Raw genomic sequence first — 17,934 nt, 5'->3', positions numbered from 1 at the left:
TATATTTTATTTATTAGATAGGTTTACTACCTTATATCCTTTATATTTTTTAACAGAAGTCATATTGCTTCCAGATCCTTGTATATAATTGCTTACTTTATCATTCACCTTGTCTGACATAGTAAGGTCATGCGTAAAGCTTATCTCCAGCCTACCAAAATCTTCTTCAGTTTTTCCTCCTTTTGTTTTAAAAGGCAACTCCCTACTCAGAAACAAAACTTGTTTTTCAACAAAATGATAGTCTTTATTAATATATAATAAGATCTTATTACAAGGAACAAATGCTGCAGAAGGTTTTACGTTTAATTCACAAATCCATTGTTTTTCCGTGCTTTTTAAAGAAGAGCCTTCATAATGTTTCAAAAATCCGCTAATATCAATCGGAGCTGAAACACCCTTTGAAGTTTTATTATATTCAATGGCCTTACTGTCATGGTCAATTATTAAACGAACATTAGAGAATTCAACGACCTCAGAATTTAATAATTCAAGTTTGGAATAACTCTTATCTTTTGTGAATTTTCCGCTGTAGCTTTCTGAGATATTGTTTCCTGTTTTTCCTCTTAATAGCGTTTGTTTTATGGCTACATTATACCTTGATGTAGTATCATAAAAACTTGTTACCTTCTCTAAAATTGGTTTTATATCCTTTTTCTGTTGTCCGAAAAAAACCAAAGGAGCTAACAGTATAAAAAAGGATAAATAATATGTCTTCATTCTATTCATAACAACACAGCTACTAATTATTATTTAATTTAGAATTCCCTGATCTGGTTTCCTGAATGGTATATACACCTCTTTCTGTTTCTTTCTTCACTCTAATCAAACCACCTTCTTTATCATATTCATAAAAAGTAGCATAATTATTCTCGTCCAATTCTGATTGTAATCGTTGTGTCTCGGGGTCATACACAAAAGTTTTCATATTACTGTTAAATGGATGGAATCTTATATCATCAAAGTATACATTAAGATTCGTATCTTCACTCTGAAGAGAAATGGTCATAAATTCCGCATTATCGGGTATTCTAAAATCCGTAGAAATACGCTGCCACCCATCAACGATATTTCCTTTAGGTCTAAAACTTACGGATCCGTCATCCTCTAATTCTACACCTTCTCTATCTGTATAGGTAATTTTTAATAATGAATTCGCATAGGTCATTGCCTGGTAATCAGGATCAGGAGTGTATGTATTAAAATCTACAGATTCTTTTAAAACATTATCGACCGGTATACTCTGAGGATAATTTATACTTATCGGGATAATCACTATGACAGTGTTATAAACAAAGTTAGTATTTACACACAGACCTTCTGTACAAGTTTGTAAACCCGTAAAATCAATACTAATAGCATCTTCATTTCCAACAATTGGAAAACTATAGTAAATATTATTAGAAGTAAAACCATTTAATGGTGTTTTATATGTAAATGTGGTTTCTCCTTCTTCATCAAAAGAAAAAGAAAACCCTACCGTTCTTACAAATCCATCTTGATCTTCTTTAACTGGTTTCAAGTTGTAAATTGTAAGGTTATCAATACCTGTTGTTTTAATATAAGGTACTAAAGCATCATAAGTTCTGTCTTCTGGAGAAGGTATATAAACCGGTGGAACTGGAGTTTGAGTAACAATAATATCCTTTAGTTCATTTAAAAGCTTTGCAAAAAGCTCACTTATTTCTGAATAGCTCTTTGTTTCTGTCGAAGCTATCGTAACTCCATTTTCTCTTACCCAGCCGCTCACTACATATTTATCACCAGGTTGTGGTCTGAATTTCTCACAACTGAAGTATTGTGGTGGTAATTCAGGAAGGATTCGTACACGCACAGCTAAACGATCAATACTTCTACAAGTTCCAGAAATATTTGCTTGATCTGCATAATATATACCTCCATCTTCTAAAGGTTCATCAAGAGATAATTGTATTCCGTCACTGTCGTACCATAACACACCATTACCAAGCGCTACAAGGTTTCTTACTGTTGCACCATCATTCGTATATATAGTTTGTTCTGAAGCTCCGATAGGTGCTGATACAGATATAAGAGAAACATATACAGATATCCTATCAGAAATTGAGCCATTGCTTGTAACCTGACTTACATAGTAAAATCTAGAATTCACTATTTGAGTATCTTCGCTTAAAGGAGTAACAGCGTCTATAGAATCATACCAATTAATGGTATAAGAAGGATCTGATGGAATCGCTACCAAATCTCCAATTGTCGGTAAATCAGAAGCACATAAAATCTGTATTCCATTAACATCTGGGGAATTCAATTTTATTTCAACTTCAACTACCAACCTACAATCTAATCCGTTATGACCAGCATAATAGGTATAACCATCAATTAATTCTACATTTTCTAGTAAAGGTATTTGACTAGTTGGGGATGCAAACCATTGTACATTATTTCCTATTGCCTGTAAATTTGCTACTGTTGGGTTATTTAATGGATCAAAAACCTGAAGCGTATTTCCTGTAGGGATTCCTTCATTAATAACCACGCTAACAGGTTTTCTTCCCGTAAACTGAGAACTTTCTGCCCAGTATACGTCTGTTGAAGGGATTCCATTTCCGCCAACTAAAAGAATGTCTTCTGAAGAATATTGATATCCATTCACCTCACTACTATACCATAGAACATCGGTCGCCCCGTCTGGTGGTAATAAATCACCAACTGTCGGATCCTCAAACATACTACAAAAGCTTTGCGTATCATAGACTATATCATCTGGACATCCCGTATCGCCTCCTGTTACTTGTGATAATTTGATCCCATCAATTAACATATATACATATCTAGTAGACGTTGTCTTATCCGCAGAAGAAGCATTAAATTCTAGTCTAGCTTCTGTGGTATTGGCAGTAAATTCTAATGTCGATTTCTGCCATACAGGATTTTTACTCACTACCATATATGCAGAATATTGAATTTGATCTCCAAAAATTACTTTCCATCTTGCCTCTTCAAGTCCTTCTGTAGTATCAAAATTACCAGTTACATTAGATTGATAAAACTCAATTCTATATGTTTCCCCAATATTAAGACCATTAAGATTAGTATAAAAAGATTCTAACTCATTAGTGTTTAGAGATTTTGCAATTGCACCCGCCGCAACTCCATTATCCGGAGAAGGTTGAATGTTATCTGCGATACCGCTATGAGATGCGTCAAATGGAAACTTCCAGGTATCAGCAGAACCTTTTCCATTTATCCATTGTCCACAGGTAACATTACTGTTATGCCCATAAGAACTGGCTATAGATTCGCAATTTTCAAAAGATCCATCAACATATTGATCAAGTATATTACAATCCGTTATCACACCTTCTATTTTTACCGCCACACGTAGTCTACATTTACTATACCCGTTTGCAGCATAGTAATATGTATTGTGGAGTAAAGGTGTATCATTAGATAAAGTAACTTCTCCATTTTCCGAAAGATACCATTGGATATTGAGTCCTGTTGCTTGTAAATCTGCTACTGTTGGCGCATCTGCTTCATCAAAAATCTGAACCGTATCTCCCGTTGGTACTTGATCATTCAAAATTATACTTACAGGTACTCTTGGTAAAGAAGGGTTTTCATCAGATGAAGCCCAATAGATGGCTGATTCAGGAATCACATATTCTGGTAATATTAGCGCTTTATCTAATTCGGTTCTGTACCATGAAGCCGTACTTCCTGGGAACGGTGATTGTAGGTCACCAATAGTTACTTCTCCATTTAGTATACAGAAACGTTGAATAGCTATCCCATCACAATCTTCTTTGATGATGATCTGCACCGCTACTCTTGGATTCGTAGAGTTTCCTTCTGCCCATAATGTAACAGTTTCAGTAATCTCCATTGCAGATGGCAGCGGAGCACCGCCAGTTTCATTTTCAAACCATGCAATAGAATTTAGGAAAGGAGACTCTAAATCATTAATTGTCGGTACTCCATCAGAAAGACAAAATTCTTGTACTAATGGATCAACAGGATTACAATTCTGTTTAATTACTTTGATTCCGTCTATCAAAAGATTATAATAAAATACATTCTCTACAACATTTATTAAAGATCCAAATGATGAAAAACTTAATTCTTGTTGTGTAGCTGTAGGGACGAATGTAATTTCCTGTTTTTCCCATACCGGAGCAACTGAAATATCGGAAATTGACTGGATCGGAATTAAATCACTACTTTTTGTTTCACTTCCAAAACTTACATTCCATTGTGCTAAAATATTTTCTGAATTTGGAACTGTAGTGTTCCCAAAAATATCAAAACTACCTCCTTGTGACTGGTAAAAACTAATTGTATATGTCTTACCTATTTCAAGGTTATTTAATGTAGTTTTAAAACCTTGTCCTTTTGTTAAGTTTGATGTTCCTCTTCCATGAGTAACTAATGCTGATGCAAATATCCCTCTATCAGGTGACTGTCTTACTTGGGATGTCATTACTGGGTTTAGATCACTTACCGGATCGCTCAAATCCACAATCCAGGTACTCGGTGAAGAAAGAGCGTTGATTGGTTGCCATCCACTACATTCAATATTATTATTATAACTTAATTGTGTAGATCCTGACACTAAAGCACAATCCTGGAAACTTCCATCTACAATACCATCCAAAATGTCACAATCTCCATCTCCAGATGTATTGATAGTTACCAAAACCTGCAGTCTACAAATGCTATTTCCTTCTGCAGCATAATATGAGGTATTATTGATTAGTGCAGTACTATTAGCTAAAGGAGTCTCTCCTGATTCTAAAGAATACCACTGTATATTAGAACCTGTAGCTTGTAAATCAGCTATCGTTGGATTATCGATTTCATTAAATGTCTGAGTAGAGGAACCTGTTGGAGTTCCGCTTTCTAAAATCACCTTCACTTCAATACGTGGTAGCAAAGGATCGTTATTAGAACGTGCCCAGTAGGTTACATTATTAGCTAATATCGTTGGAGGAAGTAACGCTTCATCGTTATTTTCTCCGGTAAACCAGGTAACTGTAGTATTAGGTATTGGAGATACTAAATCTCCTATCGTAGGCGGTGTTTCATTATCCGAGCAAAAGCGTTGTTCAGTAATTTCTTCATTACAGTTCCCATTTACTTTTATTACTTTGATTCCATCAATTAAAAGATGAAATGATGCTCCTTCTACAAATACTGCTTCATCTGGATAGCTAACATTAGGAGTAAAACTTAAATCTTGTTCTGATGTGGTTGCTGTAAATCGTAACTCTACCTTTTCCCAAGGAATTGATTCCGTAATATTTGAAATTGGACGAATACTTATTGAGTTACTAAATTTAGATTCGTTTCCAAAATTTACCTCCCATTGAGGATCTGAAAAAACTGCTATTCCATTTAAATCATCAAAACTACCTCCATGAGATTGATAAAAACTAATTATATATTCTTCTCCAATTGTCAGATCATTTAGAGTAGTTTTAAATCCATTACCTTTGGATAATCGTCTTTGAATTTCTAAGAAAGAGGATGTAAATACTCCTCCATCTGGCGAAGAAGAAATGTATTCACTAAACTGAGATTCTGGCATATTAGAACTATTCCCATCAACAAACCAAGTACTTATAGAACTTTGAAACAAAGGGTTTACAGGAAAAACACTCGTTAACTCCCAATTACTACAATCAATTGTTCTATTAAAGTTTTCTTCTGAAATAGGACCTGCTACAGATAAACAATTTTCAAAACTTCCATCTACAACACCTTCTAAAATATCACAACCATCAGGATCTGTGTTACCTAAAACCAGAGTAATATTATTTCTAGTTAATGTTAAATCATTAACCACACTGTTAGTTGCTGTAAAATAGTATTCCCCAAGATCAGCAGCTGTAATGTTATCAATAGTGATCTGTGGTAAAGTAGTTTCTATAAGTACATCTGTACCTTTGTACCAAGTGTAGGTATTATTAGTACTTGTTAATTGCGTAGTAGCTAAGGTAACAGAACCTCCTAATTGTACTTCTATTGTCTCTTCTTGGTCTACATCTGCTTGAGGCGCATATATAAAATTATTTCCTAATCTGGCTTGAATTTCATCATATTCAACTTCTATTTCATTAAAAACATAACCATTGTTTTGTATATAAAAACGAAAAATATAAGGTAAGTTTATTATCTGGAAAGGTATTATTCCTTGAAATTTATTATTCTCAATATAAATAATTCGTAAATCATTTAATTGATCTAACCCTAATGGTAATTGACCTTCAAAATTATTATTCCTTAAAATAAGTTCTCTTAAATTAATTAAATTTTCAAGTTCAACAGGAATACTTCCCGTGAATTGATTATAACCTAAATTAAGGATTTGTAATAAACTTAAGTTACCCAATTCAGCCGGTATATCTCCTGATAATTGATTATTAGATAGAGTAATATCTAATAACCCACTAATCTGTCCTAATTGAGGAGGTATACTCCCTGTCAACTGATTACCAATCAGACCTAAATACTGCAATGATCTTAAATTTCCTAACTCAGAAGGGATATTTCCAGTAAGTTGATTTCTACCAAGGTATAAAATAGTAAGGTTAGATAAATTCCCCATTTCTAAAGGAATCTGACCTGTAAGACTATTTGATAATAAGGATAAATATGTTAAATTATTTAAAGAACCTATAGAAAATGGAATACTTCCTGAGATTTCATTTATAGATAGATTTAATTGATTTAAGTCAGTTAGACTACCTATTTCTATTGGGATTTCACCAATTAATGAGTTATTACTTAAATTTAGTATGGTAAGACTAGGCAAATCGCCTATACGATTAGATATTGTTCCCGATAAATTATTCTTGACTAATTCTAATTTCGTTATTTTCCTGTTTTCCACAGTCACTCCATACCAATCACAAACGGGAGCATCAGTTAACCAGTTGGTATTATTAGTCCAGTTAGCACCATCTGTGCTATTATATAAATCTACTAATGCTTGTTTTTCTGCATCAGAAACTCCACAGGTGTCTAGATCTATTGTTATTGATGTAGCTTCCTGTGCTAACGTTACACCTGGGTAGGTGGGGTTAGTAATTTGTAGTTTGTAGATTCCCGCATCATCTACATCAACATTTTCTTTACTATAATCTTTGCTAGTAATCCCTGTATTAACAAATGTAGCTCCACCATCATCCGATTTAAACCACGCATATTGATTATTGTCTTCTAATAATCGTTCATTTGCTAAAATTGTTAAAGTATCACCTTTTGAGATTGTTTGATCCGGTGCAGCTTCTAAAGCCGCTTGAAAGTTATACGAAAAGGCTGCATCATTATAAGATGCTTGAAAATCATCGTATACAAAATTGTTGTGAAACACATAAACCTTTGTTAAAGAATTAACCCCAAACAAAGGAAGCTTTCCAGAAAACCTATTGTTATTCATTTGAAAATCTCTCATCAAACTAGAATCAGTAAAAATATCTGGAATTTGGCCTTCCAAATTATTCTCACTAAAATCTAATCTTATCAAATTTTCAAGTTTTGGCCCTACTGGTATTGAACCAAAAATTTGATTTCTTTCTATGTATAGTCTTTCAATATTCAACAGCTCTGTAAAGCCATAAGCTGAAAATTCACCATTTAACTCATTATCTTGTGCAGATAAGTTTTGAAGGTTTGGCATGTATTTACCAAAATCAAAAACACCTGTTAAACCGTTATTACTTATAATCAACTTTGTTAAACTAGTATTTACATAATCAAAATCAGTAGTAAACTCTTCGGTAAGATTACAACTCCAAACTTCCAATGAACTTATATTTGGCAACTTAAACAAAAAAGAAACATCACCAGTTATACCTATATTACCACCTAAACTAAGTGCAATTATATTAGTTAAATTAGAAAATGAAGATGGTATATTCCCTTCTAATTTATTACTGGCAAGACTTAAATTATTTAAATTAGTAAGATTACCGATACTTTCTGGTAACACTCCGCTAATTTCATTACCATATAGGTAAAGTAATTTTAAATTAGATAAATTACCTATCTGATCCGGGATGGTAGAAGAGACACTATTAGTATTTAAATGTAATTGCTCTAAGTTTATTAAGTCACCTATTTCATTAGGTAATACACCTACAAGATTATTATCACCTAAAAATAACCTTGTAACTTTACAATCCTCTACTATAACCCCTGCCCACTCAGAAACTGGTTCATTAGATAACCAGTTAACATTGTTAGTCCAGTTTGCTCCGTCTGTACTATTATATAATGCTACCAACGCCGCTTTTTCTTCCGCAGATACACAATCCGCAATACCTTCTGTAACTGTTACTGTAATAGGATTACGCTCTAAGGTAAGATCTGTAACCACACTATTAGTAGCTGTAAAATAGTATACGCCTGCGTCCGTTGCTGCTGCATTGTTAATGATATAATCGTTACTCGTTGCTCCTGGAATCGCAGTGTTATTTTTATACCATTGGTAACTATTATTTCCACTGGTTAATTCAGTACTGGTTAACGTGATACTAGCGTTTTCTGTAACTGAAAGCGTTTCAATCTCATCAACTTTTGCTTGGGTGAGGTAATTGAAAGCTATAAGATCACTTTGATAAACAGGGAACTCTGTTTCGAAATTATTAAATACAAAATTGTTCCTGTCTAATGTTAATGTATTTAATATATCAGATGAAGCCAATATTCCAAAATTAGGCGGTACTGACCCTGATAATTGGTTGGTAGACAACCCTAAAGTTGTTAATTTTGTCAAATTACCCAATGCTTCAGGAATACTGCCACTAAGTTGGTTTCTATATAGCTGTAAAACTATTAAATTAGATAAATTACCGAAGGACAAAGGAATTGCTCCGGTTAATCCATTACTAAACAAATTAAGAGATTCTAAATTTTGCAAATTCCCTAATTCTGATGGGATGGAACCACTTAGTTGATTACGAAATAAGTTTAACGTTTTTAAGTTATTCATCGTACCTAACTCTGAAGGGATTACACCCGTTAACGCGTTAGAACTTAGATCAAGAGTTGTTAAATTAACAAGATTACTTAATGTAACAGGTATGGAACCTGTTAAAGCGTTTCGAGTTAAACCTAATTGTGTTAAACCGGTTAGATTTCCCAATTCAGGAGGAATTGAACCATTAAGCTGATTAATAGAAACATCAAATTTCTCTAACTCTGTCAAACCTCCGATAGATGATGGAATATCACCTGTAAATCTATTTTCACTAATACCAATAGAAATTAATTTAGTTAAGTTTCCTATTGATGAAGGGATGCTACCTGATAATTGATTTCTAGCTAATTGCAAAGAAACTAAATTGGTTAAATTTCCTATCTCTACTGGAATTTCTCCTGTTAATTGATTAGAAGTAAGATTTATAGTTTCCAAATTCACTAGGTTTCCAATAGTCAAAGGTATTGCCCCCGACAAACCACCACTTCTGGTGATAGTTAATGATGTTAAATGTACCAAATCACCTATCGAAGCCGGTAGTGGTCCTGCAACACCCCCTCCAAAAAGGTAAAGCCCTGTAACTTTTCCATCTTTTACAGTAACCCCCGTCCAGTCGCAGACCGGAGCATCAGTCAACCAGTTATTACTACTAGTCCAATTGGGTCCGTTTGTACTATTATATAGATCAATTAATGCTTGTTTTTCTGCTTCTGATACTCCACAACTAATTTCTAAGGTAATTGGATTACGTCTTAAAGAAAGATCAGCGATAATGTTATTTGTAGCTGTAAAATGATATACACCTGCATCAGAGTCCAAAGCATTGCTAATTACCAAATCTTTATTAGTAGCTCCTGGGATTGCTACATTGTTTTTAAACCATTGATATCTATTATTAGTACTAGTCAAAACATTACTGGTTAAAGTAATTGACTGACCTGCTACCACAGATCTTGTTTCAATTTGGTCTACCTGTCCTTGATTTAAATAAGAAAAGGTAGTAAGGTTATCATTATAGGCCCGAAATTGTAATTCAAAATCACTAAACACAAAGTTATTTCGTTCAAAAACTAAGGTATTTAATATATCTGCAGAAGCTAAACTTGATAGTCCTTGAGGTAAATTACCAGAAAACTTATTTATACTTAAGGTTAAAACCTCTAGATTTGCTAAACTTCCGAATTCATTTGGAATACTGCCGGTAAGTTGATTAGAATTTACATCCAAACCTTTAAGGTTTGATAAATTACCTAACGAAACAGGAACTTCTCCCGTTAAAGCATTTCTAAATAAAAGTAATCGTTCGAGTTTAGATAAATTTCCTAATGAATCAGGAATTTCTCCAGAAAGACCATTTACATACAATCCTAAATATGTAAGGTTACTTAAATTTCCTAGCTCTGAAGGAATTGACCCAGTTAGCTGATTAGATCCTAAAATCAAAGTTTCAAGTGAAATCATACTACCAATAGATGGAGGAATGGTACCAGTAATAGCATTTCGTTCTACTGTAAATGTTTTGGCATTTATTAAATTAGTAAATACATCTGGAAGAGGTAGTGTTAATTGATTGATTGAAAAATCTATCTGAATCAGATTAGTCAAATTACCTATAGAGGAAGGAACACCTCCTGTTAAAGTATTTCGAGTGAGCTGTAATACTTCTAAACTTGTCAAATTACCGATAGATTGAGGTAATTGACCAGTCAACCGATTAATTCCAAGATTTAAGAATGTTAAACTTACTAGATCTCCAAATGAAGTAGGTATTTCTCCTTTCAAATTATTACCGACTAGAGAGAGACTTGTAATCTTACCATCAACAACAGATACCCCAAACCAATCACTCACTAGCGAAGTAGGGTCATTAACTAACCAAGGTTGGTTACCAGCTATCGTATTCGACCAATTATCACCATCAGTAGCATTGTACAAATCAATTAACGCCTGACGTTCTGATGGAGATACCTGAGCAATTGCAACTTGATGCATCATACTCATTGTACATATCAGTATAAGAATATTTTTTACTCTGTATGTAATATATGTTAAGTCTTTCATATATCTTTTTTAATGTTTTTTTCTTAGTAAAATTCTTAATTAATTGGTAGCCAAACTGGAGGACCATTATGACACTTATCGTAGCCCACAGCCTTAAGATCTATAGAAGTACCTTGAATTGGTTCTAAAGTGGATTTATGTAGTAATACAAACTCTAATCTCCAAATATTTTTTTTACTACTATTTCCTGGTTTACCCTTTGCAACATCCAAATCATATTCAATATATCTTGTTCCTGTTGTGCCTAAAACTATTTCTCTATTTTTAAAAATCAGTATATCCCCAGCACGAAGTCCTTCATGGTTAAATTGGCGAACATTATTAAAGCTAACTGACATTTGTCTAAATCCAGCTTCATGGACTATAAAGGCATAATAAACATCGTCATTAGGAGTACCGTGAATGGTAAATTTGGCCGTCCTACCATGACAAGTTTGTCCAGTCCAAGTATTCCCCTCTGTGTATACACCTTTAATTATTGGTTCTGACATATCATCACACTCATCTCCAATACCATCTCCATCGTAATCTGCCTGATCTGGATTATAATTATACGGACAATTGTCTGCAGGATTAACTACATCATTTATAACCTCTTCTACATTTGTGATTCCATCCTCATCAGGATCCATATCTTCGACTAACTCACCTATTAAACTTGTGGTTTGATCGGCACTACCATTACTACCCTTTGGGATCAAAAGGCTAGTACGTCCTGAATGGGATTTTTCCTCAGAAACAACTATCCCGCCATCTCCATCTCTATCTATAGCCTCACGAAAATTAAAATGATGACCTAAAGCATTTTTAAAATAAGAATCTTCAAAGTTATCAGCTCCCATATATCGATATCTACTATTAGAAGTAACCGCAGTCGGTAATGTGAAGTTATATCCGTATTGAGCAGAAGAATATCTTTTTAGTGCATCTTTGTTCTCTATTTCTGCTCCATAAGGGCTATATTGTGTTACCTCACTAGCAAAGGTCCATTGTTTGGAATCATCAGGTACGATCATTTTCCAAGATCCACCTTCTAGTTTGTAAAAAGGTTCAAAACTTTTAAAATACCCTTCTCTCCTATTAAATGCTTCGTTACTCTGTCCCTCTGCTATTTTAGATCGTTCTACTAAATAGGCATATGACTTTTTTGCTCTCCATTCTCCTTTTATATTTTCGATATAAGGATTGAATGTATAATCTCTTATGTCCACTTTATCCAAATCATCCGCATGTAAACTTTTTAAATCGCCTTCGCACTGAGCATTCCAAAAGTCATCATACTCAACAGCACTTGCATTTATTATCCTAAGATTATTGGTAGCAGTATCATCAGCTTGTATGAAATCTTCATTAGTAATAGTAGATCCAATCTTACCTTCTATTGGATTCTTCATCATCGTAATTGATGCCATATTTGCAGATTGCTGGTTACGATACCCCGATCGAATCACTTTAAAATCGATAGTTCCATTGATATTAGTATCATCGTTTAGTAGCTCTCCTTTTCTATTCATTAAGTAAACTCCATTTGATCCATTAAATCCAACTACCCAAGCACGCATTGATTTTAATCCTACATCAATTAATAACTCATCACCCTCAGCCATGAAATCTTTTACATTTGGATAAGTAAAAAATTCACCAGATTTTTCCAATTTACCCTTGGCTCCAATATTTTTTGAAGCTTGTGCCATATTCTTATAACTCCAATATGCCGGGAAATTGAAACTATAATATTGGTCTTCATACTCATTCACCGTTTTTGTTAAGAGTACCTGACCAGTAGAAGCATCCCAGGCTTCATTTACAGTACTGACTTGTGATCCTAAATCTTTAGCGATTTTTTCCTTCAGAATTCCAGTTGTATGAATAACCTTTGTGGTTGTAGTAGTATGTAACGTAGAGATAATTTCAGATCTCTCTGGTGGAGCCGTAGGAATTATCAATGGAAAAATACCTATAAACAATGTTGCTACGTTACCCTGAATCCCAAATACTGTAGATTTAGAGTAATTCTCCCTAAAATCATTAATCACATCATAATGAACTCCAATTTCTCTATTAACCACGGATCCATCTTTCGCAATGGTGACAAGATTATTATCTAATTTACTTTCGTCTTCACTATTAGTACTGTATTTATAATCCACACCAGATATGAACTCATCAAATTCATTGTAAACACTTTGTGATTTTGTTTTACCGTTCATATCATTGGTATGAACCACAAATCCTTGTGACAACGTAAGTTCTGATTTTACAGAGACTTTCAATCCAAAAAGTCCCTTTAAAACATTGGCCACAACTTCTTTATCATTGGATTTCCAGTTAGCTGGATTATCAATATCTGTATAATCTGCAATTGTTGGAAAATCTCTAGAAGTAAAAAACTCATTAACCACTTTACCTGTAGCGTGCTGTTTTATATCCTCGGAAGGGTTATAATTTTTAACAGTTACCCTGCTATAGGTAATAGTTGGCGATGGAAAAAATGACTCTCCAAAAGGCTTCTCCACATAATTTACCTCTTCGGGTCTTACTTTATCACCTCTGTTATAGAAAGGTTCTACAAAAGGATTTTCTTTACTTCCCAGAGGTTCGTATGTGGCCACTCCACTAGACGTTCCATCTTCTGCTAATGTATAATCATATAACTGACCATATTTTTTAGCATATCTATCAATATTATCATCAGTGCTACTTACGTTTAGCATTTTATCCCATTGATCTTCTAATAAGAGTTGTTTTACTCTACAACCTCCTCCTAATTTCTTGCCATCAGGATGTTGTAAACGTATCCAAGATTTCTCTGGTATAAAACGTCTTGAATGTAGCTCCTGATCCCTAAGTACTCCATTTGGACCTTTAAAAATTTCAATAATTCCTCCAAAACTTTTAACCAGTTCCTGAGCTATATCTGCAGGGTTTTGAGGATCATTAGCCAATTTCATTCCATAGGCTAATCTATTCAGGAATTTTCTTCCAAAATACCAACCAGCTTTTGATATTGGGTTTACATTTTTTCCACTACCATTGATACCGCCTTCTAAATCAGACATTCGCATCGGAATTGCGACTTTCTTTTTACCTGATGCATCTGGTGGAAGAATGATATTATCATTTAAAGCTTCTTGATCAATTCTAAAATATCCGGTTACATAATCAAATTCATTTTTGGAATAAACAGGATTAGATATACCTCCTGATTTGGACATATTCACCATGAACTTAAAGAATACCGGTTTATCGATGTATTCGCCCAAATATCTCTCTTTGAAATCTGCTATTGAATTAACATTATTATCAACTTCGACTATTAAATACTTAGCATCAGAAGTACCATTATAGGATCCAGGTGTATATAAGGTATCATCAATGGTTCCATTAAGCGTTTTACTTGCTCCAAGCACTTTAAACATTTGCATAGCTTTACGCTGCTGTACATATTGATAGTCATCGGATTCATACGTCATTTGTAAACGACCCCCAGATGGTAATTCTACAGAAGTAAGACTCCACGCCTGTGCAAACAAATCTTGTTGCTCTTGATCACCTTGTTCTACATACGGATATTCTGGTGCCGTGATGTCATCATTTACGTCACAACCACCTTGATTAGGTTTGTAATTACCCCAAATATCATATCCTTTTAAATTATATTCAGGATTAGAAGCACTATCCTGTATCCATTTACCATCTTCGTTATAGGAACCTGTTCCGTAGTTAAAGGTATACGGAGTGTATTTACCCATTTTAGAATCACGATACGTGAAGTACACTTTTTTTAGTGTAAGCTTACCCTTATTTGCTAGTTCTTCTTTTTCTTCATCATAATAATCCAGTTCATTATCATCTAAAGTACCTCCAAGATTATTTGGTATTCCCTGGCACTGAGAGTAATCATAGATAAAATGAGCTGTTTTAATAGGCGAAGTTTCCTCCCCATATTTTCTATATTCCGGCCTAGAATATAGAGAAATACTATCTATTTTCTGCATATGTGCAGAGCTATCATCTCCTCCTCCTTTATCATCCTTTACACCACGACCATCTTTTCTATCTGATAAATGAAAAACAGCTACGTGTGTTTTCGTTTCAATACTTTTAATGTATTTGATCTCTTTTTTACCATATACATAACTTCCCTTTTGATCCTCTTTATCCGAGTTTAATCCTGCATTCAAAGAAGCATCCTCATAAGGTACACGCCATTGATACTCATCTTCAGTTGTTTCGTAGTTAAATTTTGTATAAGCTCCAAAATCATCATCCGTAGGTCCATCTCCTTTCCTATCTTCATAATCAGAAGATAAAACACTGGATAACAAATATGTATGAGCAAAATCAGGAGTGGCGATTTTATTAAAGTAGTGATCCTGACCACTTCGGTTATTTTTAGTATTCTCATTACCGGTTATTGGTACGCTCCCTAAAGAACAATTACCGGCTGCTCTAACAGCAAAAGAAACTTCTTCTTTTTCCAGATTGTAAGCGGTTTCTCCATAGGTATATGTAGAACCATCAGCTTGTAGTATTTTCATACCTGCTTTGTGATGCGGTTTTGCATGTGTATTAGCAGTAAAAGTTCCGAGACCAAATTTCTCTACATCACTAACGGTAACGGGCTGTATAGATTGATTACGAATTTCTCGCTTCTTTCTTTGAATTGGTTGATTAAAAACAACTTCATCATAATTATAATTCACACCATCATTTTCGAAATTCTTAACTCTATATCGATTGGCAGCAAACTTTCCATAACTATTATTTCTTCCCAGAGTACCCATATTTCCTCCTGGTTGGTCGATTGCTAATGCCATCGCATTATACCCTCCTAAAGTGTTTTGAAACAATTCTTTTTCCTGATCTACAGACAGTTCCCCAATAGATTTAAAATATACTTTTTCATAAGTCGGGTCGTCTAATGCTCTCTCTTTCAAAAATTGAGTTGCATTGGTTTCCCAAACTCCTGTATGACTATCTGATGGAGAACTTTTATAGTCTAAACCAATATGAATACCTGATCCCGGTTCTATTTCACCACCACCGGAATTACTATTACTTTCATCACCTACGAATTGATCATAGATATACCCCGTCTGACTTCTAAAAGGGCGAAACATCCCTCCTATCCCTTGACCGTTGATATTATAGAGATCGTACGAATAATTCACCATTGGAAGCACGCGCGTATTCTTACTTACTATATCTTCTTTTTCTCTATTAAAATCTAAGATATCATTACGTGTAGCATTCTCTGTAAACTCATAACCATAAGCTTTTTCTATATTCTCTTTTCTTGCAAGACTTTGTTTATTTCCGTAGGCCGTTACTCCCACTTCTCCATCAACTCCCCAAAGGTCTCCACCTACAGAAATACCAAATGTTAATCCTGTATTTTTAAATGAAGTTCTTTTGGTAGGGGTAAACGTGTTATTGATAAACGAAACACTTCCTGAACCTGATAAGCCAAAATCTCCATTAAAACTTGTAGTTTTTGTCTTACCATTAACCTTCCTTGTTTTTTCTGAAAGAACTGCACTTTGAGAAATTGAAGCACTCATATTAAAGGATGTCAATCCTTGTCTGGAGTTAAATGGAGCTCCAAAACTTAGACCTCCTGTCAAAGCATTATTAGAAGACTTTTCTTTGTCATTTAAATTTGCACTAATACTCACGCTAGGTGTTACCGTAGCCCCATCAGATGCAGAAGATGACAAATTCATTCCTACACTCACGTGATCAGAAACGGCAAAATTTAAACCAAATGATGGCTTGAAAGTAATCCCTTGATAGTTATTATGTTCAATAGTGAGCCCAGCACCGCCTTTTAATGCCTCAATACCAAATATCTGAGCATTTACATCTACGGTCGCACCAATGGTAAGATTATCTTTCAGATTATTTTCATACCTAATTTCATCTCCGTCAAAATCATCCGGAATACCACGTACTTGTCTATTGATCTGACCAACACTAAGATTCCATCCTAGTCCTACCCAAGAAGATTCCTGATCCATGTTAACTCCTGAATTATAAGCAAGGTTTAGCGGATACCCTCCTACATCCATTATCGGAATATTATAATTAAAATCTCCAGAAGATAAGTCCACCATATCTGAAGTTCCGATAGGTGTAAATGCATTAAACTCTGGTTGAGATGGACCACTCGTTAACGCCCATAGATGAATTGGTTGAGCCATTTGAACTATCATTTGGATTGCCAAATAACTCGCAATAACTTTTGTAACCTTACTTTTTCGTATCGTATTGATCATATCACTTAGTGTGTTATAATTTTATAACTTAATAGGTGTTTCTTTGAAATTGAATTTCATTAATCCATTACCAAATAAATTATCTTGGTAAATAAGTTTTATATTTTCTTCTTCTGGAATATTACCAAAATGAAGTAATAGTCTTTTAAAAGGTGTAACTTTGAAATTACGCTCGAATGTTACTCCAGAACAATTGACAGTATCACCTTTTTGTGTTATCGCCTTAAAATCCTTTTCTATATAAAAAGACATATACTTGACTGAAGTTTCATAATCTCTATTTGTATAGATATCTTTTAACAAATCATCCTCTTTTTCTTGCTGAAACTCCACTTCTATAATTCGTTCATTTTTAAGGGATTCATAAACGGAATCTATTTTTTCTAAATCCCTATTTCCTTCATTTTTTAGAATATAATATTGTAACGGAACCAATGTAGCCTTGTATGTTATATCGGAAAACAGATGCGAAACAGATTTGGATTTCCAACCAGCTTGTTCCAAATTAAACAGCTTATATTCTGTATCTGACAACGGAATTTTCTTTTCCTTTTGGCAGGATACAAACAATAAGATCCCAATCAAAAAGAGCATATTTTTCTTTTTGAACATCATAATTCTAAAAATGGTGATTAA

Annotated in this window: 4 protein-coding genes; all 4 read right to left on the bottom strand. The window is 34.1% G+C overall.

The genetic code is table 11. The features are described from left to right. Window positions 1-6 precede the first annotated feature (6 nt). Genes Q0829_RS01160 through Q0829_RS01145 form a run of 4 tightly spaced genes read right to left on the bottom strand, consistent with a single transcriptional unit; the run spans window position 7 to window position 17,892 of the window. Entirely contained in the window at window positions 7-726 is a 720-nt protein-coding gene (locus Q0829_RS01160; protein ID WP_298538948.1) for a hypothetical protein, read from the bottom strand. Window positions 727-739: 13 nt separating this feature from the next. Beyond that, entirely contained in the window at window positions 740-11,020 is a 10,281-nt protein-coding gene (locus tag Q0829_RS01155; RefSeq protein ID WP_298538946.1) for a hypothetical protein, read from the bottom strand. 35 nt (window positions 11,021-11,055) lie between these two features. Further along, a complete protein-coding gene (locus Q0829_RS01150) occupies window positions 11,056-17,298 on the bottom strand; it encodes a hypothetical protein (protein ID WP_298538944.1) in 6,243 nt (2,080 codons plus the stop codon). A gap of 21 nt (window positions 17,299-17,319) precedes the next feature. Then, complete coding sequence (locus Q0829_RS01145; RefSeq protein WP_298538942.1) at window positions 17,320-17,892, bottom strand: hypothetical protein; 573 nt, start codon at window positions 17,890-17,892, stop codon at window positions 17,320-17,322. Window positions 17,893-17,934: the final 42 nt, after the last annotated feature.

The sequence above is a fragment of the uncultured Aquimarina sp. genome, assembly GCF_947492405.1.
Lineage (GTDB): Bacteria > Bacteroidota > Bacteroidia > Flavobacteriales > Flavobacteriaceae > Aquimarina.
This window is presented reverse-complemented; position numbering and strand designations above follow the sequence as displayed.